Raw genomic sequence first — 26,072 nt, 5'->3', positions numbered from 1 at the left:
CGGCAGGACAGAGGGGGGCGCCGTAGAGCGCTACTTCTCCGAAGGAGGCTGGCATTGAGTAGCCTCCCCCAGATCTTCGACCGCGCATTCGCGCCCTTGGCAACGGCAGTAACCGCCAAGCGCATCCCCGGCGGCGTGCTCGGCATTGTCAGCCGTGATGGCGACCGCATCGTCCGCGCGATCGGCTCTGCGCAGCTCGTGCCGGAGCCGCGGCCGATGCGGGAAAACACCTGGTTCGACCTGGCGTCCCTGACCAAGGTGATCTTCACCACGCCACGCATCCTGGCGCTGGCGCAGGACGGCATCATCGATCTCGACGCGCCGCTGACCTCGGTACTCCCCGATCTTCGCCAGTATGACGCGAACGCCTGGGAGCGGACAGTGACCTTCCGCCAGTGCCTCGGCCACCAGACGCCCTTCCCCGCAGTCGAGCCGATCTACACCTATGGACGCGATCCCGAGCTGCTGCGCGCCTTCATCCTGCAGCGGGAATGGCGGGCGCGCGACCCGGTCTATTCCGACATCAACTTCATCCTGCTCGGCTTTGCGTTGGAGCGGCTGTCGGGCAAGAGCATCCGCGCCATGGAGCCCGGCCCGGGTTTTGCATGGTTCGCGCAGCCCGATGCCGCCGCTGCGACCGAGGACTGCACCTGGCGCCACCGCGTGCTGTCCGGCGAGGTCCACGACGACAATTGCTCGGCGCTGAAGGGCGCTGGGCACGCCGGCCTGTTCGGCACGGCCGCTTCGGTGCTCGATTTTGCCCAGGGGCTGCTGGACGGAACCGGCGCATCCGGACAATCGATCGCGCTGATGCGCGAGCCCTTGTCGGCCACCCGAACCCATGGCTGGGAGCGACCTCACGAAGGCTGGTCCGGCGGTGCGTTATGCAGTCAGGGAACGATCGGCCATACCGGTTTTACCGGCACCGGACTGTGGATAGACTTCGACAAGGGCAAGGCGTGGACCTTACTCACCAACCGCATCCATCCGACACGTCATTTCGACAGCGGTATCGTCCTGCTGCGGCAGGCGGTCGGCGATCTCGTCAACAGGGGCTAGGGATAGACCATGGAACCAATCTGGGCCGTCGGCCTGATGACCGGCACCGTGCTTGACGGCAACATCGACGTGGCACTGATCAAGACCGATGGCGAGCGGATCGAGGATTTCGGCACCTACCGGCTGATGCCCTATCCCCCGTCGATCCGCTCCTTGCTGGAGGAGACGCTGACAGCGGCCAGAGCCTGGAATTTTGTCGGACCCGAACCGGCGATCTTTCGCAAGGCGGAAGAGGCGCTGACGCGTGCGCAGTCGGCAGCAGTGAAGGAACTCGTCGAAGGATACGGCATGACAATGGCTGATGTCGGCGTCATCGGCTTTCACGGCCAGACCGTGCTGCACCGCGCGCCGCAGGTCGGACGGCTCGGCCAGACCCGCCAGCTTGGCGATGGCGAGCTGATGCACGAGATATTGGGTACCAAGGTCGCCTATGATTTCCGCTCGGCCGACATGCGCGCCGGCGGGCAAGGCGCGCCCTTGGCAGCCGCCTATCACACCGCGCTGATGCGCAGCGCCGGCGCCAGTGGCGAGGTGGCCGTGCTCAATCTCGGCGGCGTCGCCAACATCACCTGGTGGGACGGCGCCGACAATGTCATCGCCTTCGATACCGGCCCCGCCAACGCGCCGCTCAACGACTTCATCAAGTCGAAAGGGCTCGGCGAAATGGACCGCGGCGGCGCGCTTGGCCGCGCGGGAACGGTCGACGAAGCCCGGCTCGCCACGCTGTTGCAGCATCCCTATCTGACCAAGGCCTACCCGAAATCGCTCGACCGTTTCGACTTCGGCGCGGCCATGGCCGATGGCCTGAGCGCCGAGGATGGAGCGGCCCTGCTTACCGCCTTCACCGCGTCGGCTGTCGGCAAGGCGCTCGACCTTCTGCCAAGCCGGCCGAAGAAGCTGGTGGTCAGCGGCGGCGGCCGCCACAACCCGACGATGATGGCCATGCTGGCCAGCCGCGCCGGCGTCGAGGTGGTGCTGGCCGAAAGCCTCGGCTGGAGTGGCGACGCGGTGGAGGCGGAGTGCTTTGCCTTCCTCGCGGTGCGCGTGCTGCGCGGCCTGCCGATCAGTTTTCCAAGCACGACCGGCGCACCGCAGCCGATGCGCGGCGGAAAGCTGGCTGGCTGATCAACCGGTCGGCAGCGTCTTCCGCAAGAAGATGCGGCTGCGGCCGACAGGGAAATCGGCCAGCGTCCCAAAGGGTTGGTAGCCCTGCCTCTGATAGACCTTGGCGGCGTTGGGATTGAAAGTGTCGATCCAGGCATTTTGGCAGCCGCGCGCCACGGCTTCGCGTTCGGCCGCGTCCAGCATCTGGCCGGCCATGTGCTGGCCGCGCAGCCTTTCGTCGACCCACAGCCACTGCACGTAGAGCCAGCCCCAGGCAGTGTAGCCCGAAATGCCGGCGACCACCGCGCCGTCCTCGCCGCGCACGAATACGGCCAACGCCTTCCTTTCGGACGCGCCGACATCGGCGTCGTTGAACGCTGTCAGCCGTTCACTGAGAAAGGCGAGTTCTTCCGGCTGGGGATTTGCCGTCGTTTCGAGTGTCGTGTTCATGGCTCTTTCCGGATTGCGCAGTTGGAAGCGTCAAGAGGGGCGGAAGTCGGAAGCAGCAATGCCGTAGCGCTTGAGCTTGTCGTAGAACGTCTTGCGCGGCACGCCGAGCGCGTCGATGGCGCCGCGCACATCGCCGCCATGATGGCGCAGTGCGTCGCGGATGAGCTGCGCCTCGTATTGCCCGACCATTTCGGGCAGCGCGGCGACAGGCTCCGGCAATCGTGCGGGCGAGGACCTGGCTTCGTCCTCAGGCCCAAGGCCGAGCGCGACGCGATCGGCGAAATGCGCGAGCTCGCGCACATTGCCCGGCCAGTCGTGCGACTGGAGATGATGGCTCACGGCGGCGTTCACCCTGGCGAGAGGGCGGCCGAACCGTTCCGCCGCCTTGCCTAGGAAATGGCCGAACAGCATCGCGATATCGCCGCGCCGCTCGCGCAGCGGCGGTATGCGCAGCGTCACCACGTTGAGGCGGAAATAGAGGTCCTCGCGGAAATCGCCGCGCTGGTCGGGCCGGCCGAGGTCGACCTTGGTCGCCGCGACGACCCGGAGATCGAGGCGCCGTGTCTCGTTCGAGCCGAGCGGAGTGAGGCTGCGCGTCTCCAGCACCCGCAAGAGCTTGACCTGCAGGGCCGGTGGCATGGATTCGATCTCGTCGAGAAACAGCGTGCCTCCGCTGGAGTGCTCTATCCGGCCAATCCGCCGCCGCTGCGCCCCGGTAAACGCGCCGGCCTCGTGGCCGAACAGCTCGCTTTCGATGACGGTTTCGGGCAGAGCGCCGCAGTTCAATGCGACGAAGGGCTTTGTGCGACGCCGGCCCCACCGATGCAGGAGGTCGGCCACGACTTCCTTGCCGGTTCCGGTCTCGCCTTCCACCAACACGTCGACATCCATGTCGGCGATCTGGCGCAAGGTCTCGCGCAATCGCCTCATGGCGGGTGCTTCGCCGATCAACGGCATGCCGTCGGCGGCAAGTGCCGCGGCTTCGCGCAGCCGCCGGTTTTCCATGACCAGCCGCCGCTTCTCCGATGCCCGTTTCAGCGCCTCGACCAGACGCTCCCCCGCATAGGGTTTCGGGATGAAATCATAGACGCCGTCCTTGAGCGCGGCGACCGCAAGATCGACATCGCCATGCCCGGTGACCAGGATCACCGGCAAGTCGGCGTCGACAGCCTTGATGCGGTCGAAGAGCTGCAGACCGTTCATGCCAGGCATGCGGATATCGCTGACGACCACACCCTCGAAATCCTTGTCGACGACGCCAAGCGCCGCTTCGGCGGCGTCGAGCGCGATTACCGTGAAGCCGGCAAGTTCGAGCAGTTGCGTGGTGGCATGAAGCAGGTCGGCATCGTCGTCGACGAGCGCCACCAGCTCTGATCCCTGGGTCATTCGATCCGCCTCAAGTCGATGGTGAAGGATGCGCCGCTGGCGGTGTCGGGGTCGAGCCGCAGCGTGCCGCCCAATTCCTGGGCGATCTCCTGCGAGATCACCAGGCCGAGGCCAAGCCCCTTCTCCTTGGTGGTCTGGAACGGCATGAACAGATTGCCGGCGGCTTCCGGCCCGAGGCCGGGCCCATTGTCGCGCACCGAAATCAGCACGTGACCGTCACGTTCGGCGAGGTCGATCTCGATGCGGGGATCGGGGCGGTCCTTCATGGCGTCAAGCGCGTTCTGCAACAGGTTGACCAGGATCTGCTCCAGCCGGATGCGGCTTGCCATCACCAATGGCGATGCGGTGCCGCGCGGCTTGACGATGGTGACGCCGGAATCGCGGATGCGGCCGGACAGAAGCGACAGCGCGCCCTCGATCGCCTCGCGCACCGGCAAGGGCGAGGCAGCAGTGCCGGGCCGGCGGGCAAAGCTGCGCAGCGTGCCGGTGATGGCGCCGATGCGTTCGGTCATCGAGACGATCGAGGTCAGATTGCCGCTCGCCGGTTCGGTCTTGCCGGCGTCAAGGAAGCGGCCGGCGTTCTCGGCATAGGTGCGGATCGCGGCGACCGGCTGATTGATCTCATGCGCCACGCCGGCGGCGATCTGGCCGAGGATGGAGAGCCGGTTGGCCTGGGCGAGATCGTCGCGCAGCCGGCGGACCTTGGCCTCGGCATTTTCGCGCTCGGCGATTTCGCCGGCGAGAGCGCTGTTGGATCGGGTCAGTTCAGCCGTCCTTGTGCTGACCCGGCTCTCGAGTTCGGCATTCATGCGCGCCAGCGCTTCCTGCCGCAGCTGGCGTGCGCGACGGCGCCGGGTGAACACGTAGGCAAGCAGCCCCATCAGCAGCAGCCCGAGCAGCGTCGTCAGGCGCGCGGTGTTGGCGGCGGCAGCCAGGGCGGCATCGGCGGGCGTCAGCAGCCACAGGCGCCAGCCGGGAACGGCATCGGGCAAGTCCTGCACCACCTCGACGAACCGGCGCGATTTTCCGGCTTCGTCGATTGTCGCCAGACGGTCACCGGCGCCACGCCGTATCGGCAGCGGCTCGAAGGCGGCGTCGACCAGTTGAAGCTGGTCATGCGCCGAAGCGGCGTCCGCGGCGGAGAGCGGCGCCAGCGCATGGAAGCGCCAGTCGGGCTGGCTGGTGGCCAGAACGACGCCGCGCCCGTCGGTGACGAAAACGAGAAAGCCGCTGGCGCGCCAATTGGCTTCGACACCGCCGAGTTCGACCTTCAGAACCGCGACGCCAAGCGGTTTGCCCCCGTCGTCGACACGGCTGGCGAGGTAGAGTCCCGGCTTGCCGCTGATCGTGCCGAGGCCATACTGGCTGGCGGCGCCCTTGGCCATCGCATCGGTGAAATAGTGGCGAAAATTATAGTCGATGCCGACAAAGCTGTCCGGCTGGCCGGCATTGCTGGCCGATATCGCCATGCCCGCCGTATCGATGACATAGACGACGGACGCCGACGCATCGCCGGCGATGGCCTTCAGCTTGGCGTCTAGAGCGGTTTCCTCGACCTTTCCGGCGCGGCGCAGCGCATCGCGCACCGCATCGTCGCGCGCCAGCACCAGCGGCACGAGACGCTGCTTTTCGATTTCGCCAGTCAGGGTTCCGGCCGCCAGCGGCAAGGCAGCCAGTGCCCCGGCGCGCAGGTTGCCGGCAGCCTGACCCTCGGCGATGCGCCCGGCAATGGCGACCGCGCCGACCAGCACCGCGAGCGCGAGGGCCAGAAGCAGCCAACGGCCGCCGCGCAGGCGCGCTACCGCTTCGCGCAACAGGTCGCGGCCGGCAAACCCGGGGGATTTGCTATCGATGCGCTGTCGCGGCGTCGGCCCTCTCCTTCCCTGCGAGGCTTTGGCCCCAGTCTAATGCGAAATTCCGCCAGGGCAAACAAGACCTGTGCGGAAATCCGCACAAATCTCCGTCGAAGGCAGGGCAGGAACGGCTGAAACCTAGGGATTCCAGCCTTTCCGCCATCTGGCACAGCGCTTGCAAAAGTCCTTGCAGCGGCGGGCAACCGGAGCGCCGCGATGGGAGAAGTCACGCAGGGCGGGTTCCGTCCATCCGGCCAGGGAGAGTTCCATGCATATCGCAGACCAATCCGCCGCGCCCGCCGCGCAGCGCAAGCCCCTCTATGCCCAGCTCTACGTGCAGGTGCTGGTGGCGATCACCGTCGGCATCCTACTCGGCCATTACTATCCGTCGATCGGCGAGAGCATGAAACCGCTCGGCGATGCCTTCATCAAGCTGGTCAAGATGATCATCGCGCCGGTCATCTTCCTGACGGTCGCAACCGGTATCGCCGGCATGAGTGACCTGCAGAAAGTCGGCCGCGTCGCCGGCAAGGCGATGCTCTACTTCCTCACCTTCTCGACGCTGGCGCTCATCATCGGCCTTGTCGTGGCCAATGTCGTGCAGCCGGGTGCCGGCTTCAACATCGACCCGACGACGCTCGACGCCTCGACCGTGAACACTTACGCCGCCAAGGCGCATGACCAGTCGGTCACCGGCTTCCTGATGAACATCATCCCCGGCACGATCGTCGGCGCCTTCGCCGACGGCGACATCCTGCAGGTGCTGTTCTTCTCGGTGCTGTTCGGCATCGCGCTGGCGCTGGTCGGCGACAAGGGCACGCCGGTGCTCAATTTCCTGCAGGCGCTGATGGCACCGATGTTCAAACTGGTCGGCGTGCTGATGAAGGCCGCCCCTATCGGCGCGTTCGGTGCCATGGCCTTCACCATCGGCAAATACGGCATCGGCTCGGTCATCAACCTCGCGATGCTGGTCGGAACCTTCTACGCGACCTCGTTCCTGTTCGTGTTCGTCGTGCTCGGCGCCGTCTGCCGCTACAACGGCTTCTCGATCCTGTCCCTGATCCGCTACATCAAGGAAGAGCTCCTCCTGGTGCTGGGCACCTCGTCGTCGGAAGCGGCCCTGCCCTCGCTGATGGAAAAGATGGAAAAGGCCGGCGCCAAGCGCTCGGTGGTCGGGCTGGTCATCCCGACCGGCTATTCCTTCAATCTCGACGGCACCAACATCTACATGACGCTTGCCGCCCTGTTCATTGCCCAGGCGACGAACATCCATTTGTCGATCGGCGATCAGATCCTGCTGCTGCTGGTCGCCATGCTATCCTCGAAGGGTGCCGCCGGCATTACCGGCGCCGGCTTCATCACCCTGGCCGCGACGCTTTCGGTCGTGCCCTCGGTGCCGGTCGCCGGCATGGCGCTGATCCTCGGCGTCGACCGCTTCATGTCGGAATGCCGGGCGTTGACCAATTTCGTCGGCAATGCGGTGGCGACGCTGGTCGTGGCGCGCTGGGAAGGCGAACTCGACGAGGCCAAGCTGGCCAACGCATTGGCTGGCACCGCCGACGACAGCCTGCCGGCGGACATCGTTCCCGCCGAGTAATCCGCCGTTCCGTGAAATGACGACGGCCGCAGGCACGCAGCTTGCGGCCATCGTCTTATGTCCGTGACGTCAGGCGGCTTTGCCCAGCGGCGACAGCGCCTTGCCATCGGCCGCGAAGAGATGGCAGCGCGTCGGATCGACTTGCAGCGCGATTGGGCCGCGCAGCTCGAGCTCAGCCATTGAAGTCCCTCCTCGTGTCCGGATATGTGCTTGGGCCGACGGGCATGGGAGCCGCCAACGTGCCCAGATCATCGAACAGCACGAGGCTGGCCGCGCCGACCAGCCCGGCGTGGCGGCCGAGCTGGGCCTGGACGACCGGCACGTCGCGATAGGCGCGCATGGCGCGCTGGCGGATGGTCGCCTCGATGACGGGCGCCATCAGGTCGAGGCCATTGCCGATGCCGCCGCCGACGACCAGAACGTCTGGCGAATAGAGATGCAAGAGATTGGTGAAGCCGACGCCGAGCCAGCGTGCCTCCTCCTCGAGCAAGGCCAGAGCGAGATCGTCCTGCAGCCGTGCGGCCTCGACCACGTGGCGGCCCGTCACCTCGGCGTTTGCCGACAGGCGGCGCAGCGTCGAGCCGTCCAGGGGCGACGTCGCGGCATTGGCGCGGCGGCCGAGCGCGGTGCCCGACGCGATGGCCTCGAAGCAGCCGACGACGCCGCACACGCAGCGCTCGCCTTCATTGGTGATGGTCATGTGGCCGATCTCGGCGGCCAACCCACGGCGGCCGTGCAGGATGCGTCCGTCGGCAACGACACCGCCGCCGATCCCGGTCGAGACGGTGACGAAGACCAGCGAGCGCGCGCCGTGGCCGGCGCCGAAGCGCCATTCGCCGAGCGCCGCCGCATTGGCGTCATTTTCCAGCCGCACCGGCAGGCCGAGCCGCCGTTCGAGTATGTCGGCCAACGGCACATCCTGCCAGCCGGTCAGCGTCGGCGGTCCGACGGCGATGCCGGCCAGCGGATCGAGCGGACCCGGCGCGCCGACGCCGATGCCGAGGATCGACAACCCCGGCGCCTCGGCATGGACGGTTGCCGCCAGCGCCTCGATCTGGCCGATGACCACTTCGGGACCGGCCTGCGCCTGCGTCGGCACAGCTGCGAAAGCCAGGATCTTGCCGTCACGGTCGACCAAAGCGGCACGAAGCTCGGTGCCGCCAAGATCGATCGCAAGGGCGGCTTCGATGCTCATGCCGCGACCTTCAAACCATGCAGCCAGCCGATGCGGCCGGCGAGATCCTTGTCGCCGAAAGCGAGCGAACCGAGCACCACGGTCTCGGCGCCGGCGGCGCGCAGCAGCGGCACGGTTTCGTGGCGGATGCCGCCATCGGCGGCGAGCACCACTGCTGCCTCGCGATCGGCCTTCCTCAGGATGGCGCGGGCCTCCCCAAGCCTGTCGCAGGCTTTCTCCGACAGGCCCTGGCCCTTGACCCCGATCGCGGTGCCGAGCAGCGTGACGAAAGCCACCTCGGAGACGAAAGGCGTCACCGCCTCGACCGGGGTCTCCAGCCTCAGCACGACGCCGGCCTCGGCGCCGAGTGCACGCGCCAGCTGCACCGCGCGCAGGCCCGCTTCGCCATTCTCGGCATGGACGCTGATCATGTCGGCGCCAGCCTCGATGAACTGACGCGTCTGTTCTTCGACGATTGCCCCATCGACCATCAGATGGACGTGGATGGGCTTGGCCGTCAGTTTGGCAATACGGGCGACGAGATCGGGGAAGAACAGGAAGGACGGCGCGAAATGGCCGTCCGCGACGTCGATGTGGTGCAGATCGACATAGGGTTCGATGCGCCTGAGGTCGCTCTCGAAATTGGCGAGATTGGCGGACCACGATGAGAATTCGGCGATCAGACGGTCGCGCGGCAATGCGGCGATGGCGGCCGGGCCTGACAAGGGTTTCGAGATCATGATTGGTCCTGATTGTTGAAATTTCTATCGAGGAAGCCACCGATGGCGGCACGGATTTCGGCGAAATGGCTGTTCTTGTCGGTAGCCTTCGGCGTTACCTCGGCGAAGGCCGCGCCGGGGATGGTGTTGGCGAGTTCGCGGGCGGTCGCCAAGGGATGGACGAGATCAACGCCGCTGCCGATGACGAGCGTGGGCATCGCAAGGCTTGCAGCTTCGGCTCGCGTCACGCCGGGTCCGTCATTCGCGATCGCCTGCATCACCTCGGCGAAGACGGTCGCATTGTCACGCGCGAAGAAGCCGAGCAGCGAAGCGAGATTGTCTGGCGCCTCTCTGCGAAAGCGGGTTGCTGTCGCGGAGGACGCGAAGGCCGCGCGCGCCTCGTCCAGCGGAAGCCGGTCGATCAGTTCCGCCACTTCGACATAAGGCTGCATATTCCCAGGCGCCGCGTCGAAGGCCCAGGCTGGGCGCACCAGCACGAGGCCAGAGACGCGATCGGGATGCCGGGCCGCCAGATGCAATGCAATGGCGGCACCCATCGAGATACCGCCGGCGACGAAGCGCTCCATTCCCGCCGCATCGGCGGCGGCCAGCACATCGTCGGCGAACATGGCGATCGAAAACGGACGGCTACTGCCGGCACTGGCGCCGCCTTGCGCACGGCATTCGATCGTGAGCCGGCGGCGCGAGGGGCCGTCGGGAAAGTTCTGCGCCACCTGGGCGGCGTCGCCGCCGAGACCGTGCTGGAAGACGATGGGAAGTCCCTGCCCCGTGTCGAAGACACGGAGCGCGGCGTCATCTCGCAGCATGATCGTTGGCGCGGCGTCCATCAGACCAGCCTTCGCAGGAAGATGGCCACGCCAGCAGCCTCGTCGGCGGACAGACCGTGTGTGACGAGTGCGCCATCGAAACCCACGCCCTTCAACCGCGCGACGAAATCCGGGAAGTCGACGATGCCTTGCCCTGCAGCAGCGAAGCGGCCGTCGGCGAAACGGTCCTTGGCATGCGCCATGGCGATGTGGCCGGCGGCCTCATCGATCGCGGCGGCGACGATCATGCCCGCCTCGTCCGGCGTCGCATGCTCGAACAGGTTTGCCGGGTCGAGCACGATCTTCAGGTGCTTGGAGCCCATCTCGGCGATCAGGCGCGTCGCATCCGTGGCCGAGGTGACGATGTTGGCCTGCTCGGGCTCGATGCCGAGATCGACGCCGGCCTCCTCGGCCAGCGCTAGCGCCTTTGCCATCTCGGCGGCCATGTCGGACCAGGCGGACGGATCGGCATTGTCGGGGTGGTAAGCCCATTGGTCGGCGGCATTGCGCGAGCCGGTGCAGAGCGTGACCAGCGGGATGCCGAGGGCGGCGGCAGTCTCGATGACGATGCCAAGGCGGCGAAGTCCATCGTCGCGCATAGCCTTGTCGGGGTGCGCCATGTTGTAGGTGCCCGACAGCGCGGCCAGCGAAACGCCCGACGATCGCACTGCGGTGCGGATGGCGGCGACGGCATCCGCCGGCACGACATCCGGCATCGACGACAGGCCGGCGCAGGCGAGATTGAACTGCGTCGTCTCGTATCCGGCCTGGTTCACGGCAGTCAGCACGGCGGCCGGGTCGGTGCCCGAAAAGGTCTTGGCGAAGATGCCGAGGCGCATCAGACCGCACCCGAAACCGAGGCGAGCTCAACCCGTTCGCCAGTCTCGACAGAACGGGCAATCGCCACCATGGCGCGGATCGAGGCGATACCGTCCTCGACATTGGCGCCGCGCATCGGCGCGCCGATGAGCACGGTGTCGGCAAGGCCTTCAAGCTGGCGACGGAAGAAATGGCCGTCGGCGCCAAGCGGTTTTCGCGAGGTCGCGTCCTTCTCGTGGAAGATGTCGACCTCGCTGGCGCGGAAGTACCAGGGGTTGAAGGTTTTCGCGATGACAGACCCGTTCTCGCCATAGAGCTGAAAACCCTCGTGCCAGTCCATGCGCACGGCGACGGTCAGATCGAGGTGACCGAGCGCGCCGCTGGCGAATTCAGTCTCGACGAACCAGCAATAGGCGCCGAAGCGCTCGTTGAGGCGAGCACGCATGGCGGTGATCTCGCCGCAGAGGAAGCGCGCGGTGTCGACCAGATGCGATCCGTGCGCCAGCATGAAATATTGCCTGAGATCGGCCTTGGGATTTCCGCCCGGCTTCTTCGCCAGTTTGCTGGTGACGGGTAGCGGCTGCACGGCATCGGTGTTGGTGTAGCGGTGGGTGGAATCGCAATACCAGGCCTTCAGCGCCAGCACCTCGCCGATCTCGTCGCGGACGAAGTCGCGCGCGGCCTCCAGCGCCGGGTCGAAACGCTTCATGTGCCCGACCTGCAGCACCTTGCCGGAGCGCTTTACCGCCGCGGCCAGCGCCTCGCCTTCCTCGATCGAGGTGCCGATCGGCTTTTCGCAGAGAACATGCTTGCCGGCATCGAGCGCCTTGATCGACATCGGCACGTGATAGGCATCCGACGTGGCGACGATGACCGCTTCCAGCTCGGGATCGGCGAGCATGGCGTCGTAGTCGGCATACGTCTTCCGTGGCTCGTAGGTGGCGCCCATGCGGGCGAGCAAATCGGGCGCCGCGTCGCAGATGGCGTAGAGGTCGGCATTACCGGCCTTGACGCAGGATTCCAGATGCGCGAACTGCGCGATCGGGCCGCAGCCAAGCACACCGACCCTGAGGCGTCTGTCCTGTTTCTTGATCATCGTCTCAGGCCCCGTAGCCGCGCATCGTCTGGCGGTTGGTCTTGACCGCACCGGCCGGATCGGCGGCAGCGGTGTCGGATTCTTCTTCCAGCACCAGCCAGCCGTTGAAGTTCGGCGCGGTACCGGCGATCTCGATGACTCGAGGCGTGTCGCAGACGCCTTCGCCCAGCATCGCCCATGTGCCCTTGGCGTCGACGTCCTTGAGGTGGATGTAGCGGATGCGGTCACGGTAGGTGGTGAGTGTATCCGCCATGTCCTTGTGGCCGCGCAGGATGTGGCCGGTATCCGGCACCCAGCCGACCAGATCTGGGTCGAGCAAGGCAAAGATCGCGTCGTAATCGGCGCGGTCGAACAGCAGCGTGTTGTGATGCGAGCTCGGATGCAAGGCTATCTGGACACCAGCCTTGCGGCCGAGCTCGCCGGCCTTGTTGTACAGCTCGGCCGCGATAGCGAATTTGCCGTCGCGCGGCCCCTCGGAGACGACGGTCGCCGAGCCCATCGACACCAGCGCATCGGGAAAGTTTGCCACGAAATCGATCCAGCGCCTGGCGGTTTCGAGGTCGGCGCCGATCTCATCCTTGAGCGTGAAGCCGCTCTTCGAGCCGAAGGCGAAGGAAACCAGCGCCAGGCCGGACGACTTCAGCGCGGCGGCGAACTCGGCCGGCTTGCCGGCGTAGCGGCCGATCATGGTGTCGGTGATCTCGATGCCGGCATAACCGCCATCCGCGATCGCCTTCAACAGATCGTCGGGGCCACCCGTCCAGTCCTTGCCCAGCATTTCCCAGGTGAAGGTCTGGCAGCCGACTTTGAGGTCTTTCACGTTCATCCTTTCATTCCTTGATTCCGCCTATTCCTTGGGGCCGCCCTGTGTCAGTCCTTCGATGATGTGGCGCTGGAAGAACATCCTACTTGACCGAGCCCGCGGTCATGCCGGCGAGGAAGAACCTCTGGGCAACGAGGTAGATGAGCAAGAGCGGCAGCGAGCCGAGCACGCTCATCGCCATCATCTGGTTCCATTCGAAGGCGTGCTGCCCCATCAACAGCTGTATGCCGATCGGGACGGTGCGCATGGACGTCGACTTCGTCAGCGTCAGCGCAAAGAGAAATTCGTTCCAGCACAACAGGAAGGTGTAGACCGAGGTCGCCACGATACCAGGCAGTGAGATCGGGACGATCACCCGCCAGAGCGCCGTCCAACTCGTGCCGCCGTCAACGGCAACGGCTTCATCGAGATCGCGTGGCAACGTGTTCAAGTACCCTGTCATCAGCAGGATCGCATAGGGCAACGTAAACACCAGGTAGGTCAGGATCAGCGCGGCATAGGTGTCGAAGATGCCGTACGAGACGACAAGCCCGAAGAAGGGGATCAAAAGCGTGATCGGCGGGATCGTCTGCGTGCTGATGATGATTGTGTTCAGGCTGCCCTTGCCGCGGAAGTTGAAGCGGCTGAACCCATAGGCCGCCAGCAAGGCGATCAGCACCGTCAGCACGGTCACCGCTCCCGCAACGAAGTAGCTGTTGAAGAAGAAACGCAGCTTCACCGGATCGCCAAGGATGGCTGCATACGCTTCCAGCGTGAAGGCCTTCGGCAGGATGGTTGGAGGCAGGGCAAAGATTTCGGTATTCGACTTGAACGAGCTGCTGAGCATCCAGTAGATCGGGAAGGCTGCGAAGAACAGTCCAGCCGCAAGAGCGACATGCAGCGCGACGGTGATCAGCTTGTCTTTGCCAGAATTCCGCTTCCTCATGGCGTCCTACCTGGCCCGCTGATAGCGAATATAGAACAACGTCAGTCCGAGAGAGATCAGCAGGATGACCACAGCACTCGCCGACGCCTGGGACAGGTTGTAGCTCGAAAACGCCAGCTTGTAGGTGTAGGTGCTGAGGACCTCGGTCGCGTAGATCGGGCCGCCGCCCGTGGTTATCCAGATCAACGGGAAGACCTGCATGGTCCAGATGAAATCGAGCAGCGAGATGCTGATGATGATCGGCATCAGCTGCGGGATGGTTATGAAGATCAGCTTCTGGTAGGCCTTCGCCCCGTCGATATCGGCGGCCTCGTAGAAATCCTTGGGAATGCCTTGCAGGCCTGCGAGCAGACTGACCATGAAAAGCGGGTAGCCCGCCCAGATATTGGCGAAAGTGACGGCGTGCAGCGCGGTCTCGGGCGAGGAAAACCACTCGACCTTGGAACCGATGATGCCCATCTGCATGAGAATGCTGTTCACGACACCGTTCGGCTCGAGCAGGAGGCGCCAGATCACCGCGATGATCACCGCGGTGAACAGCCATGGCAGTATGTAGAGCACGCGCAGCACATTGCGCAGCGTCGGATTGATACGGTCGCTGTTCAGCATGAGTGCGAAGATCATGCCGATGGTCATATGGAAAACGACACTCATGCACGTGAAATAGAGCGTATGCCACAGCGAAGCCCAGAACACGGGATCGTCAAAGATCGCCTGGTAGTGCTTTAGCCCGGCAAAGGATGGATCACGGCGCAGTACCGCGCTGTTCTGAAAGGAATAGGCAATCACCGTGACCATCGGCAACAGCATCAGGAGCCCGACTATGAGCAGCGAGGGCGACAGATAGAGATAGGGCGCCACAGCTCGTCTGAGCTTGTGATGGGAGCGCTTCTGCCGGGTCATGGTGGCAACCTCGCGACAAGAGAAAAGAGCTTCAAATACCATTCAGGTTCGTCATTTGCCGGCTGGCCCGCCTAGTGGCGGGCCAGCCGATAAGTGGGCCGCAAGAGCGAAGCATGGCGATCAGAATTTCGCCATCCAGGCCTTTTGCGCGGCAGCGGCCGCCTCTTCCGGCGTTTGCTCACCGGCAAGCATCTTTTGCGCCTGCACGTCGAACTGGGTCATCAGGTCTTCAGCCACCGGCAAGCCCGTGAACTCGTTGGCGAGATAGCCGGTCTTGAAGATCTCGAAAGCCTTGCCGAAAGCCTTGTCGGACGTCACGAAGTCAGGCTTGGCGTTGACGTTGCCCGGGAAGGCGTTTGCAAGCGAAACGAGCTTGGCGTTCACCTTTTCGCTCATCAAATACTGGACGAGTTTCCAGGCCTCCTCCTGGTGTTTCGAGGCCGCGGAGATGCCGATGCCCCAGGAGGCATAGGGAAGGCCGCGCTTTCCCGTATAGTTTTCCACGACCGGAACCGGGATGAGGTCGAAGTTCAGCTTGGGATTGCGCTTGCGGATAAGGTTCACATGCGCGAGCGAGTCGATCATCATCCCGACGCGGTCGTTGACGAATTCCTCGACCTTTTCCTGCTCGGTCTTGGTGGCGATGCCGGGCGAGATGGTGCCGGCGTCGTTGAGCGATTTGACGAAGGTGAGCATGTCCACCACCGGTTTGCCCTCGAGGTCGGGCTTGCCGTTCGCCATCATCGATTGACCCGAAGCCCAGACCCACGACATCATGTCGTTCTGGACACCGGACGGCGTTTGCAGCGACAGGGGCAGCACCCAGCCATACTGGTTCTTGTCGGCGTGCGTCATCTTCTTGGCGGCTTCGAGAAATTCCGCGCGGGTCGACGGCAGCTTGGTCACGCCTGCCTGGGCGGCGAGGTCCATATTCACGAAGACCGGATAGACGAACGAAGCGACCGGGAACATCACCGCCTTGCCATCGACCTTGATGATGTCGGCGATCTGGCTCTTGTCGAATTTGCTCGCATCCATCATCGGGTTCATGTCGGCGAGCGCGTTCTGCGCATTCAGATTGTTCACCCATGCGCCGTCGAGACCGACGACGTCGCTGAGCGTTCCGGTTGCAGCACCAACCGAGATCTGGTCTCGCGTGGTCGCGTAGGGGCCGCTGACCAGCGTCACCTTGATTCCGGGGTTCGCGGCCTCGAAATCGTCCATGATTGCCCTGAGCGAGCCAGCCGGCAATTCGGGCTCCCACCATTGGGTGAATTCCAGCGTCGTGTCCGCCATGGCGCCGGTTGCGCCAAGCAACCACGCGGCCGCGGCTATTTTCAGCATCGCGGGTTTTATACGAAAGGTCATTTTCTCCTCCTTCTTTTGGGATCGGCTGCACAATGCTGCCGATCGTGTGGTTATTCAGAAGTCTTCTTACGCAGACACCCTCGCTCTCGCCTGCGGGCCTTGCCCCGGATCTTCAGATCGCCAGATGCGTCTCGGGATCGAAGAAATGGAGCTTGGAGTCATCCAGGGCCAACTGGATTTCCGAGCCGGAGCGGACTGCGCTGACCGGTTCGAATTTCGCCACCGCGTTCGACGCCCGGCCGAAATCATCCACCGCGTCCGGGTCGCCGGAGTCCACCCGGACCGCATCGATGTTCAGATGGACGATGTGCTCGGACCCGAGTTCTTCGATCGAGGTCACCTTTGCCGGTATCGTCTGATACTTGCGGCCGGATTCGAGGTTGCTGTCATAGAGATGCTCCGGTCGGACCCCGAACACGACCTTGCGTCCCGCATACGATCTCAATCCCGGCCTGCGCACGAAGGCCTCATCCTGCAGCCGGATGGCGAAGGTGCCGGAAATCAGTTCGCTGCCTTTCAGGGTTGCCTCGAAAAGGTTCATCGAAGGAGAACCGATGAAGCCGGCAACGAAGGCGTTCACCGGCGATTCATAGAGTCTCTTTGGGGTGTCGACCTGCTGCAGCACGCCGCCTTTCAACACCGCGACCCTGTCCCCCATCGTCATCGCTTCGGTTTGGTCGTGGGTCACGTAAATGGTCGTAACGCCGAGCTGCTTTTGCAGACTGGTGATTTCGGCGCGCATTTCAACACGCAGTTTCGCGTCCAAATTGGAAAGGGGTTCGTCCATGAGAAAGGCGGCCGGCTCGCGCACCATGGCGCGGCCCATGGCAACCCGTTGACGCTGCCCGCCTGAGAGGTTTGCGGGTTTGCTGTCCAGCAGCGACGTCAATTGCAGGGTTTTGGCGATCTCGTCCACGCGCTTCTTGCGCTCGGCCTTGGGTTTGCCTGCCAGCCGCATCGAAAAGGCGATGTTTTCGAACACGGTCATATGCGGGTAGAGCGCGTAGCTCTGGAAGACCATCGCGATGTCGCGGTCCTTGGGCGGCATGTCGACGACGTCGGTACCGCCGATCCGAAGGCTGCCGCTGGTGATGTCCTCCAATCCCGCGATCATCCGCAACGCGGTTGATTTGCCACAGCCGGACGGCCCGACGAGAATCAAGAACTCACCGTGCTCGACCGACAGGTTCAAGTGGTCGATTGCGCGAAAATTGTTCCCGTAGGTCTTGCAGATATTTTCAAGAATGACTTCTGCCATCTTCCTCCCTCCACAAGTCTAAGCCACTGATTTTTATTGTGCTCCTTGGCTTATTCCGCCTGTGAAATGTTTCCTCGGACAGTTTCAGGCTATGTTCCGGTATCGAGCTGCGTATATTTCAATTCGACTGCCGACGGCGCGTTCGTCGATGCCAGGAATTCCATCACCTGGCCGTCGGTCGGAAGCGCTTCGCGCCCGCCCCGCCCCGTTATCGAAAGGGCCGCCGCTGCGGCGGCGAATGCGACCCGGCCTGCGGTGTCGGCCCCGCGCGTCAATGCAAGGGCATAGGCGCCGTGAAAGCAGTCACCGGCGCCGGTCGAATCGACGACGGCGACCCGATGCGGAGGCAGGTGCCAGAGCCCGGTCTCGTCGCGTCCGCGATAATAGACGCCCTTGCCGCCATCCGTCAGAACCACGGCGGACCGCGACGGCAACCACAATGCATCGAGCATCTCGGCGGGCGATCGGCACCCCGTGAAAGCCCGCGCAAAGCCGAGGGGAAGAATGAGATGGTCGCAGAGCGCGATCAGTCTCTCGGTGGCCGGGCCGCTGCTCCATTCGATATCGCCGAGGATCGCAAGGCCGAGATCGCGAGCCCGAACCACGACATCCAGCGACCGGATCGCGTAACTATCCACGATCAGGACTGTCGCGCGACTGAGGACCTCGTCCGGAAAGTCCGGCGCGGTGCCCAGCATCGCTTCGTCGTCATACGCGATGAACCGCTCCCCATCCGAGCCGACGGTGATCCGCGAGCGCACCGGGCGTGCGTGCGGGTGGCGAGGCGCGAATGCGGTTTCAACGCCGCTCGCAACGAGATCGCACAGCACGGCGTCGTCCGCGGCGCTGCCCAGCCATCCGATGAACCCGGCGGTTCCGCCGAGCCGCGCGACGGCGGCAAGGGCCGTCGCGACATTTCCGCCGAAAGCTCTGGTGCTTTGCAGAACCTTCCCCTTGCCCGCCGACAACGGCTGATCGACATAGACGATGTCGTCGATCGCAATAGCTCCGAAGCCGAGGATTGAAGGGACGGTGGGCATCGTTCAGGCACCTGCCCTTGCCAGGGCGTCTTGCGCCGAAAGACCGTCATGGATGACGCCCCGAAAGGCAATCGCTGCCTTCTGCGGATCGCCATGCCCCCAGAGATTGCGGCCCACCACGGCACCACGCGCGCCGGCACGGATGGCGTCCGCCGTCTGCTGGAGGGCGCCGAGCAGCGTATCTGTCTTCGGGCCACCCGCGATCACAACCGGCACCGGGCAGGTCCGAACGGTCTCTCGGAACGACTCGAAATCGCCGGTGTAACCGATCTTGATCACGTCGACGCCGGACTCGTAGCCGATGCGCGCCGCATAGGCGATCTCGTCGGGGGTGAAGACGATCTTTGCCCCGTCGGTGAAATCGCGAGGGTAGATATGCGCGACTACCGGCATGCCGTAGCGGGCCGCCGCATTCACCGAATCGGTCAGCCAGCGTATGTATTTGCCCTCGGTCGCGCCGCGTACCGGAATGGCCACGGCCAACGCATCGGCGCCAGCGCGCACCGCATCCTCGGGCGTTGCAATCAGCTCACTGATGCGATCGTCCGGGGTGAAGCAGCCGGCCTGGATGACCAGGGAAGCCTTGCCCGCGTATTGCGGCCATAGATGGCGCGCAGTGCCGGGCTGGATGCTGACGTAATCGGGTTTGCCCACCATGACCCGAGCCAGCGCGCCCGGCAGATCGGCAAGGCCCCCTTTGCGCACGTCTCCATAGCCGACAAAGTGGTCGACCGCGCCGCCAAAAAGATTTCCCGATGGATGCGAAAAGAGGCGCGCAAGGCGCACTTTGGTTCCTAGGCTCATGAGTGCAAAATGTCCCAATCGTTTGGTTTCAAAATCCTGGAACCAGTGTTTGCGAAAGAAACGATAAATGCAATCTTTCGAAAGCTTTCGAATTTGCGTATTTTTGGTAAGGTGGGTCGAGGCCGGGGCGATTGCTCGGCGCATGGAGGCAAGGACAGGGCAATGTTGTCGGAGCAGAGACGCCAATCGATCCTGAGTGAGGTGCAACGCAGCGGGCAGGTTCGCACGAAGGACCTGTCCGACGATTTTGGCGTGTCGGAAGTCACGGTGCGCTCCGACCTCGAGATACTGGACCGCAAGGGACTACTGACCAAGACCCGTGGAGGGGCGGTGACCCGGACCACGGATTCGACCACGGCCGCGTTCGCCCGGCGGATGCAAACGAACCTCGATGCGAAGAAACGCATCGCCCGGGCAGCGGTAGAGCTGTTCGAGGACAACCAATCGGTCATCTTCGACGGCGGCTCGACATTGATGCAGGTTGCCATGCAGTTACCGCCACTCAACAATGTCGTGGTCGCGGCCACGGCGATGAATATCGTGCAGCATCTGATGCATCGGCCCGGGCTCGACGTGCACATGATCGGTGGCCGGGTCTATCCAGACACGGTGAGCACGCTGATTACCGATGCCGACACGGCTCTCGGCGGCTTGGTGGCGCATCAGGTCTTCGTGGGAGCGCATGCGATCGACTCGTCACTGGATGTGGTCGACGTGAACGAAGACATGGCGCGAACGAAGCGGAACCTGGTGCGCATGGCCCGGCGCGTTGTCCTCCTTGCGGATTCGAGCAAATGGGGCGTCAGCGGAACCTCCAAGGCATTTTCGCTGTCGAGCGTCCATGTGGTGATCACCGACGATGGCCTGCCCGGCCCAATACGCAGCCAGCTGGATAGAACGGGGGCCATGGTGATCTATGCCTGAACCCGTCGCGGTCCATGGCCGCAACCGAAAGATCCGATGCGGATGGCCCACGGGATTCGTATCGGCCAGCCGTATTTTCCTGCCTCTCATCTTCTCCTCCCAGGGCTGGCAGCCTCCCGATATCATGCCAGCATTTCCGCATGTTCTATAAAAATTTTACGCGCGTCAATATTTAAAATGTTGTATAGCGATTTCGAACGCGATCCGGCACCATCGCGATGGATCGGGCAGCGTGACCGCATTGGGAGGGTACGACAGAAAATGCAGGCAAAATCACAGGCCAAACTCGGCATCGGCGTCATCGGATGCGGCAACATCTCGATGACTTACCTGCGCAACGCAGGGCTTTTCGGCGGCATCGAATTGCGTGCCTGCGCCGATATTTCGGCCGAGATGGCGGCGTTGCGGGCCAAGGAATACGGCATTCGCGCTCTCGGCGTCGAAGCGTTGCTGGCCGACCCCGAGATCGACCTCGTCCTCAACCTGACCATCCCGGCGGCGCATTTCGACATTTCGTTCTCCGCCCTTTCGGCGGGAAAGCATGTCTTCACCGAAAAGCCGCTCGCAACCTCGGCCGCCGACGGCCGCCGCCTGGTGGCCGAGGCGGCCAGGCGTGGCCTGCTGCTCGGCTCGGCTCCCGATACGTTTCTTGGTGCGGCCGGACGCAAAGCGCGCCGCCTGATGGACGAGGGCGCCATCGGCCGCCCTGTCGCCGGCACCGCCTTCATGATGGGACGCGGCATGGAACACTGGCATCCCAATCCGCAATTCTACTACCAGCCGGGCGGCGGCCCGGTATTCGACATGGGCCCCTACTATCTCACCATGCTGGTCAACCTGCTCGGTCCGGTCGCGCGCGTCATGGCGATGGCGACGCGTGGCCAGGAGGAACGGTTGATATCGGCCGAAGGGCCGTTCAAGAACACCAAATTCAAGGTCGGCACGCCGACCAACGTGCTGTCGCTGCTCGAATTCCGTTCCGGCGCGACCGTCACCTTCGGTGCCTCATGGGATGTGTTCAAACATTCCAACCATCCGATCGAGTTGCACGGCACCGAGGGCTCTCTGCGCCTGCCTGACCCCGACACGTTCGGCGGCACGGTGTCGCTCTCCGAACGCGGCGCCGACTGGAAGGATTTCGCCAGCGAAGGCGAACTCTACGGCGCCCGCAACTGGCCTTACGCGGCGCCCGACCGCGCCAATTACCGGATGCTCGGCGTCGCCGACCTGGTGCGATCGCTGCAGACTGGGGCAACGCCTCGCGCTTCCGGCACTCTGGCGCTGCATGTGCTGGAGATCATGGAAGCGATCCTTCATTCGGGCGAGACGAAAAGCTCGGTCGCCATTGCCGGTGACGTCGTCCAGCCGACCCTGCTGAGCGAAGACGAGGCACGCGGCCTGCTCGCCTGATCCGCACGGAGATGACGATGACACTCGATCCGGATGCACTGCGTGCCCTCGAAATCGTCCGGGCCGCCGGTGGCGAACCGTTCGAGAATGGCAGTGTGGCGGCGGCGCGGGCCGCGTATATCGCTTCGTTCCCGACCCAGCAGGGCGACCACGAGCCGGTCGCGGCAACCGACCAACGGCAGATCGATGGGCCGAACGGCCCGGTCACGATCCGCATCCATCGCGGTATAGGCGCTCCGCGTACCGGGGCGCGCGCCGTGCTTTACCTGCATGGCGGCGGCTGGGTGATTGGCAATCTCGATTCGCATGACGAGATCTGCCGCTGGCTGGCCAATCTCGGCAACGCCGTGGTCGTCTGCCCCGACTACCGGCTGGCGCCGGAGCACAAGTTTCCCGCCGGGCTCGAGGATTGCGCGGCGGCGCTGCGCTTCATGGCTGGGAACGCTGGCGAACTCGGCATCGACTCAGGCCGCATCACCGTTGCCGGCGACAGCGCTGGCGGCAATCTGGCCGCCGTTCTGGCGTTGTTTGCCCGCGACGGGCTGGCGCCGCCGCTTGCCGCCCAGATTCTGATCTATCCCAACACCGATGCCCGCCAGACGGCGGACAGCTACCGGCGTTTCGGCGACGACTTCGGGCTCACCGCCGCCACCATGGCCTGGTTCCGCGACCACTATGTGCGAACGCCTGATGACATCGCGGACTGGCGCGTCTCGCCGCTGCTGGCCCCCAGCCTTGCTGGCGCACCGCCGGCCTTCGTCATGATCGCCGGCCACGACATCCTTGCCGACGAAGGCACGGCCTATGCCGAGCGCCTGCAGGCCGAAGGAGTACCGCTGGCGTTGCGGCACTGGCCGGGTCATATCCATGGCTTCGTCTCGATGGGACGCCACATCCTGGCCGCGCGGCAAGCGGTGAGCGAGGCGGCGGCCTGGCTTCAGCGGCAGACGCGTGCTCAGGCCGACTGACGCATCACCAGGGTCGCGCCAAGCTTGACGTTGCGCACCAGATCCTGGCCGGGCGGGTCAGCCTCGTCCAGCAAGGCCAGCAGGATCTCGACACTGCGGCCGGCCATGGCGGCGAAGTCCTGCGCCATGGTGGTCAACGCGGGACAGGTGTAGCGGCTCAGCGGATGATCGTCGTGAGCGGCGACACGGAAATCGCAATCGGCGCGGCGGCCGATCTTCAGCCCGCGCGAGAAGGCAGCCGACATCACGCCGAAGGCGAGACGGTCATTGGCGCAGAGCAGCGTGCGGGCCGGCAGACCGCCTTTCTCGAGCGTCCTGTCCATCCATTCGTGACCGATGCGCTCGAAGTCCCAGCTGTAGTCGCCCGCCGCCTTGAGAACGACAGACTCCAGGCCGGCGGCGTGCATCGTGTCGATATAGCTCTGCAGCCGTTCGCTCGAATTGTGGTTGACGTGCGGAATGTCGACATAGACCGGCGGTTCGCCGGACCGGCAGAGATAATCGACGATCGTCGAGGTGCTCTGGTGGTTGTCATTGCCGACGAACGGCGTGTCTCCCTCGATGTAGGTGTCGAAATAGACGATCGGAATGTCCTCGCTCATCCGCTCGAAGACGCCGGGTTCGGAGACTATTCCCAAAGGAGCGACGATGGCGCCGGCGACCTTCAGTGACATCAGCGTCCTCACCGACTCCGCCTCCAGCTTCGGCGAACCGTGCGAGGAAATGACGATCGGCCAAAACCCTTCGTCGCGGCAGCGCAGTTCGATGCGGCTGACCATCTCGGCATAGAACGGATCGGTGATCGTCGGCACGACGATGCCGACATTGCGGGTGCGCTTGCGGTTGAGATTGCGCGCGAAAACGTTCGGCTGATAGTCCGAGGAACGAAGCGCCGCCTCGATGCGCGCCCGTGTCGCCGGCTTCACGCTGGCCGGATCGTCGAAATACTTCGACAGGGTTGGCCGCGACACGCCGGACGCCCTGGCGAAATCATCCATCGTGCGGTGGGTCTTCTCCGCCATCGATATTTCAGCCCCTTACTCTCAATGCTAGCCTTCGCGCCCTGACCAGAATCAGTCTTGCGACTGTCGCGGTGAGGCAGCATTGCTTGACCGAACTTATTCAGTCAAATTTTCACGTTTCCAGTACAACGCAAAAGAATTGCGCACGTCAAATTATTTATTGACGCTCTGAAAACGACGACTTAGGTTTTGAACCGCACGGACATAGGGGAGCACGCGGCAGCCGACCGTCCGGCAGATGGTGAGGACATGAAGAAACTGGTTTGCGCCGGCGAGATCCTGGTCGAGATCATGGCCGAGCGGATCGGCCAGAGTTTTCGCGCTCCCGGCCCGCTGATCGGTCCGTTTCCGTCAGGCGCTCCCGCTATCTTCATCGACCAGGCGGCGCGGCTCGGTCAGCCTGCAGGGCTGATCGCGGCAGTGGGCGACGACGATTTCGGACACTTGAACATAGAGCGCCTGCGCGCCGACGGCGCCGACATCTCGGCCATCACCATCCATCGGGGTGCCGCGACCGGAACCGCCTTCGTCACCTATGAGAGCGATGGCAGCCGGCACTTCGTCTACAACATCAAGCAGAGTGCGGCCGGGCTGATCGAGATCGGCACGGAAGCGCGCGCGCTGCTGGCCGGCGCCGACCATTTCCACGTCATGGGTACATCGCTGTTCTCGCCCGAGGTGATCGATGTCGCCCGCAAAGGGATCGAAGCCGTCAAGACGCGCGGCGGCACGGTCTCCTTCGACCCCAACATCCGCAAGGAGATGCTCGATCTGCCAGGCATGCGCGACGCCTTGCATTTCGTGCTGTCGAAGACCGATGTATTCCTGCCGAGCGGGCCGGAACTGTTCACCTTCGCCAAGGCAACCGACGAGGAGAGCGCGGCGCGCGAAATGCTGGACCGCGGCATCTCCGCCGTGGTCGTCAAGAAGGGCGCGCACGGCGCCGTCCACTACGACCGGTCAGGGCGCATCGCGTCACCCGGCTTCGTCGTCGAGGAAATCGACCCGACCGGCGCCGGAGACTGTTTTGCGGCAGCCTTCGTCTCCATCTGGCTGCGTGGAGAAGCCCCCGAAAGGGCGCTCGAGATCGCCAATGGCTGCGGCGCGATGGCGGTGACGAAGAAGGGGCCCATGGAAGGCATCGCCTCGCTGGCCTCTGTCGAGGCGTTCATCGCGACCGCCAGGACCGGAGCACCGGCATGAGCCAGGCGACCGACAGGCTGGCCGCCATTGCAAAGCGCCGTGCGACCGGCGAGCGCGCCGGCATCGCCTCGATCTGCTCGGCCCATCCGCTGGTCATCGAAGCGGCGCTGCGCCACGGCAAGGCGCGCGGCGGCGACGTACTGATCGAGGCCACCTGCAACCAGGTCAATCACGAAGGCGGCTATACCGGCATGACGCCAGGCGATTTCCGCCGCTTCGTCGAGACGATCGCCGGTAAGGCCGGCTTTCCCCTGGAAAGGCTGGTGCTCGGCGGCGATCATCTGGGCCCCAATCCCTGGAAGCACCTGCCGGCGTCCGAGGCCATGGAAAAGGCATCGTGCATGGTGGATGCCTATGCCGAGGCCGGCTTCACCAAGATCCACCTGGACGCCAGCATGGGCTGTGCCGGCGAAGGCGCTGCACCGCCCGACGCCACGATCGCCGCGCGCGCCGCCGAGCTGGCCGAGGTGGCGGAGGCCGCGGTCGAACGAACAGGCGGCGCCAAGCCTGTCTATGTCATCGGCACCGAGGTGCCGGTGCCGGGCGGCGCCCTGGAAGCGATGGACCATCTGGCGGTGACGACACCGGAGGCCGCGGGCGAGACGGTGCGCATTCACCGCGATGCCTTCAGCCGGCGCGGCCTCGACCAGGCCTTCTCGCGGGCGATCGGCGTCGTCGTGCAGCCGGGTGTCGAATTCGGCAATGCCGAGGTGGTCGCCTACCGCCCGGAACGCGCCCGGGCGCTCGCCGGCACGCTGCGAGACCTGCCGCAATTCGTCTTCGAGGCCCACTCGACCGACTACCAGCCGGTCGCGGCGCTGAGCGCTCTGGTCGATGACGGTTTTGCCATCCTCAAGGTCGGACCCTGGCTGACCTTCGCGCTGCGCGAAGCGCTCTATGGCCTGAGCCAGATTGCCGATATTCTGGTTCCTGATCCGGCGCGCGAAAACCTACCGGCGGCGATGGAGTGCGTCATGCTGACGGCGCCCGGCAATTGGAAGAACTACTATCATGGCACCGAGGCCGAGCAGCGGATCGAGCGGCATTTCTCCTACAGCGACCGTATCCGCTACTACTGGCCGGCGCAGGCGGCTCGGCAGGCCGTGAACGCGCTGATGCAGGCGCTGGGCGAGCGCGACATCCCCTCTCCCCTGATCAGCCAGTATCTCGGCCGTCTCGACGGCGCGGTGGCGAGCGGATCCGTCGCGCCAAAAGCCAGCGAGCTCCTGATCGCAGGCGTGACTGAGGTTCTCGACATCTACGCCAGCGCAACGGACTAGGCCCCAATGATCGGCACCAATGCCCGGCCAGCGATCTTCGCCGCGCAGCGCCATGGATAG

General features: G+C 64.5%; 24 protein-coding genes. 8 read left to right on the top strand and 16 right to left on the bottom strand.

The window, feature by feature from the left end; genetic code table 11:
* Positions 1 to 54 precede the first annotated feature (54 nt).
* Together LB543_RS16265 and LB543_RS16260 are read left to right on the top strand one after the other, a co-directional pair.
* Positions 55 to 1,059: a serine hydrolase domain-containing protein gene (locus LB543_RS16265; RefSeq protein WP_224614766.1), complete on the top strand. Its 1,005-nt coding sequence runs from the start codon at positions 55 to 57 to the stop codon at positions 1,057 to 1,059.
* A gap of 9 nt (positions 1,060 to 1,068) precedes the next feature.
* Positions 1,069 to 2,184 carry an anhydro-N-acetylmuramic acid kinase gene (locus tag LB543_RS16260; protein WP_224614765.1) on the top strand — a complete coding sequence of 372 codons (1,116 nt, stop codon included), beginning with the start codon at positions 1,069 to 1,071 and terminating at the stop codon, positions 2,182 to 2,184.
* On the opposite strand, the gene LB543_RS16255 is transcribed toward LB543_RS16260, so the two are convergent.
* From LB543_RS16255 to LB543_RS16245, 3 genes are read right to left on the bottom strand one after another with little or no spacing between them, the layout of a single operon-like run.
* Positions 2,185 to 2,613 (bottom strand): GNAT family N-acetyltransferase, encoded by a 429-nt coding sequence (locus tag LB543_RS16255; RefSeq protein WP_140757704.1) that lies wholly within the window; start codon positions 2,611 to 2,613, stop codon positions 2,185 to 2,187.
* Positions 2,614 to 2,643: 30 nt separating this feature from the next.
* Positions 2,644 to 3,999 (bottom strand): sigma-54-dependent transcriptional regulator, encoded by a 1,356-nt coding sequence (locus LB543_RS16250; protein ID WP_224614764.1) that lies wholly within the window; start codon positions 3,997 to 3,999, stop codon positions 2,644 to 2,646.
* Entirely contained in the window at positions 3,996 to 5,816 is a 1,821-nt protein-coding gene (locus LB543_RS16245) for a sensor histidine kinase (protein WP_224614775.1), read from the bottom strand. Before LB543_RS16245 ends, LB543_RS16250 begins: the two co-directional genes overlap by 4 nt.
* A gap of 304 nt (positions 5,817 to 6,120) precedes the next feature.
* Between LB543_RS16245 and LB543_RS16240 the strand changes: the two genes are divergently transcribed.
* Entirely contained in the window at positions 6,121 to 7,449 is a 1,329-nt protein-coding gene (locus tag LB543_RS16240; RefSeq protein WP_224614763.1) for a dicarboxylate/amino acid:cation symporter, read from the top strand.
* A gap of 172 nt (positions 7,450 to 7,621) precedes the next feature.
* Here the strand turns inward: LB543_RS16240 and LB543_RS16235 are convergent, their stop codons facing one another.
* The 12 genes from LB543_RS16235 to LB543_RS16180 form a co-directional block, all read right to left on the bottom strand.
* On the bottom strand, positions 7,622 to 8,644 hold the full coding sequence (locus LB543_RS16235) for an ROK family protein (protein WP_224614762.1): 1,023 nt from the start codon (positions 8,642 to 8,644) through the stop codon (positions 7,622 to 7,624).
* Positions 8,641 to 9,363 carry a ribulose-phosphate 3-epimerase gene (locus LB543_RS16230; protein WP_224614761.1) on the bottom strand — a complete coding sequence of 241 codons (723 nt, stop codon included), beginning with the start codon at positions 9,361 to 9,363 and terminating at the stop codon, positions 8,641 to 8,643. Before LB543_RS16230 ends, LB543_RS16235 begins: the two co-directional genes overlap by 4 nt.
* Positions 9,360 to 10,190 carry an alpha/beta fold hydrolase gene (locus LB543_RS16225; protein ID WP_224614760.1) on the bottom strand — a complete coding sequence of 277 codons (831 nt, stop codon included), beginning with the start codon at positions 10,188 to 10,190 and terminating at the stop codon, positions 9,360 to 9,362. The genes LB543_RS16230 and LB543_RS16225 overlap by 4 nt, the downstream gene beginning before the upstream one ends.
* Positions 10,190 to 11,008 (bottom strand): sugar phosphate isomerase/epimerase family protein, encoded by an 819-nt coding sequence (locus tag LB543_RS16220; protein WP_224614759.1) that lies wholly within the window; start codon positions 11,006 to 11,008, stop codon positions 10,190 to 10,192. Before LB543_RS16220 ends, LB543_RS16225 begins: the two co-directional genes overlap by 1 nt.
* Positions 11,008 to 12,084 (bottom strand): Gfo/Idh/MocA family protein, encoded by a 1,077-nt coding sequence (locus tag LB543_RS16215; RefSeq protein ID WP_224614758.1) that lies wholly within the window; start codon positions 12,082 to 12,084, stop codon positions 11,008 to 11,010. Before LB543_RS16215 ends, LB543_RS16220 begins: the two co-directional genes overlap by 1 nt.
* A gap of 4 nt (positions 12,085 to 12,088) precedes the next feature.
* A complete protein-coding gene (locus LB543_RS16210; protein WP_224589762.1) occupies positions 12,089 to 12,910 on the bottom strand; it encodes a sugar phosphate isomerase/epimerase family protein in 822 nt (273 codons plus the stop codon).
* 79 nt (positions 12,911 to 12,989) lie between these two features.
* Positions 12,990 to 13,832, bottom strand: a complete 843-nt coding sequence (locus LB543_RS16205) for a carbohydrate ABC transporter permease (RefSeq protein ID WP_140757713.1) — start codon at positions 13,830 to 13,832, stop codon at positions 12,990 to 12,992.
* Between the two features lie 6 nt (positions 13,833 to 13,838).
* Positions 13,839 to 14,735 (bottom strand): carbohydrate ABC transporter permease, encoded by an 897-nt coding sequence (locus LB543_RS16200; protein WP_140757714.1) that lies wholly within the window; start codon positions 14,733 to 14,735, stop codon positions 13,839 to 13,841.
* 120 nt (positions 14,736 to 14,855) lie between these two features.
* Positions 14,856 to 16,103 carry an ABC transporter substrate-binding protein gene (locus LB543_RS16195; protein WP_140757715.1) on the bottom strand — a complete coding sequence of 416 codons (1,248 nt, stop codon included), beginning with the start codon at positions 16,101 to 16,103 and terminating at the stop codon, positions 14,856 to 14,858.
* A gap of 112 nt (positions 16,104 to 16,215) precedes the next feature.
* A complete protein-coding gene (locus tag LB543_RS16190) occupies positions 16,216 to 17,361 on the bottom strand; it encodes an ABC transporter ATP-binding protein (RefSeq protein WP_224614757.1) in 1,146 nt (381 codons plus the stop codon).
* 89 nt (positions 17,362 to 17,450) lie between these two features.
* Entirely contained in the window at positions 17,451 to 18,401 is a 951-nt protein-coding gene (locus LB543_RS16185) for a PfkB family carbohydrate kinase (RefSeq protein WP_224614756.1), read from the bottom strand.
* 3 nt (positions 18,402 to 18,404) lie between these two features.
* Entirely contained in the window at positions 18,405 to 19,205 is an 801-nt protein-coding gene (locus LB543_RS16180; protein WP_140757718.1) for a class I fructose-bisphosphate aldolase, read from the bottom strand.
* 162 nt (positions 19,206 to 19,367) lie between these two features.
* On the opposite strand from LB543_RS16180, the gene LB543_RS16175 reads away from it, so the two are divergent.
* The 3 genes from LB543_RS16175 (at position 19,368) to LB543_RS16165 (ending at position 22,507) form a co-directional block, all read left to right on the top strand.
* Positions 19,368 to 20,129: a DeoR/GlpR family DNA-binding transcription regulator gene (locus LB543_RS16175; RefSeq protein ID WP_224614755.1), complete on the top strand. Its 762-nt coding sequence runs from the start codon at positions 19,368 to 19,370 to the stop codon at positions 20,127 to 20,129.
* Between the two features lie 261 nt (positions 20,130 to 20,390).
* Positions 20,391 to 21,539 carry a Gfo/Idh/MocA family protein gene (locus LB543_RS16170; RefSeq protein WP_224614754.1) on the top strand — a complete coding sequence of 383 codons (1,149 nt, stop codon included), beginning with the start codon at positions 20,391 to 20,393 and terminating at the stop codon, positions 21,537 to 21,539.
* A 17-nt stretch (positions 21,540 to 21,556) separates the two neighbouring features.
* On the top strand, positions 21,557 to 22,507 hold the full coding sequence (locus tag LB543_RS16165; RefSeq protein ID WP_224614753.1) for an alpha/beta hydrolase: 951 nt from the start codon (positions 21,557 to 21,559) through the stop codon (positions 22,505 to 22,507).
* On the opposite strand, the gene LB543_RS16160 is transcribed toward LB543_RS16165, so the two are convergent.
* On the bottom strand, positions 22,495 to 23,529 hold the full coding sequence (locus LB543_RS16160) for a LacI family DNA-binding transcriptional regulator (protein ID WP_224589768.1): 1,035 nt from the start codon (positions 23,527 to 23,529) through the stop codon (positions 22,495 to 22,497). The genes LB543_RS16165 and LB543_RS16160 overlap by 13 nt on opposite strands.
* Before the next feature lie 249 nt (positions 23,530 to 23,778).
* Here LB543_RS16160 and LB543_RS16155 point away from each other — a divergent pair, with 249 nt between their 5' ends.
* Positions 23,779 to 24,732 (top strand): sugar kinase, encoded by a 954-nt coding sequence (locus tag LB543_RS16155; protein WP_224614752.1) that lies wholly within the window; start codon positions 23,779 to 23,781, stop codon positions 24,730 to 24,732.
* Complete coding sequence (locus LB543_RS16150; RefSeq protein WP_224614751.1) at positions 24,729 to 26,012, top strand: D-tagatose-bisphosphate aldolase, class II, non-catalytic subunit; 1,284 nt, start codon at positions 24,729 to 24,731, stop codon at positions 26,010 to 26,012. Before LB543_RS16155 ends, LB543_RS16150 begins: the two co-directional genes overlap by 4 nt.
* Positions 26,013 to 26,072: the final 60 nt, after the last annotated feature.

This window comes from Mesorhizobium sp. ESP7-2, from assembly GCF_020164715.1.
In the GTDB taxonomy this organism is placed as follows: Bacteria; Pseudomonadota; Alphaproteobacteria; order Rhizobiales; family Rhizobiaceae; genus Mesorhizobium.
Note: the sequence above shows the minus strand (reverse complement) of the source record. Positions and strands in the feature narration are given on the sequence as shown.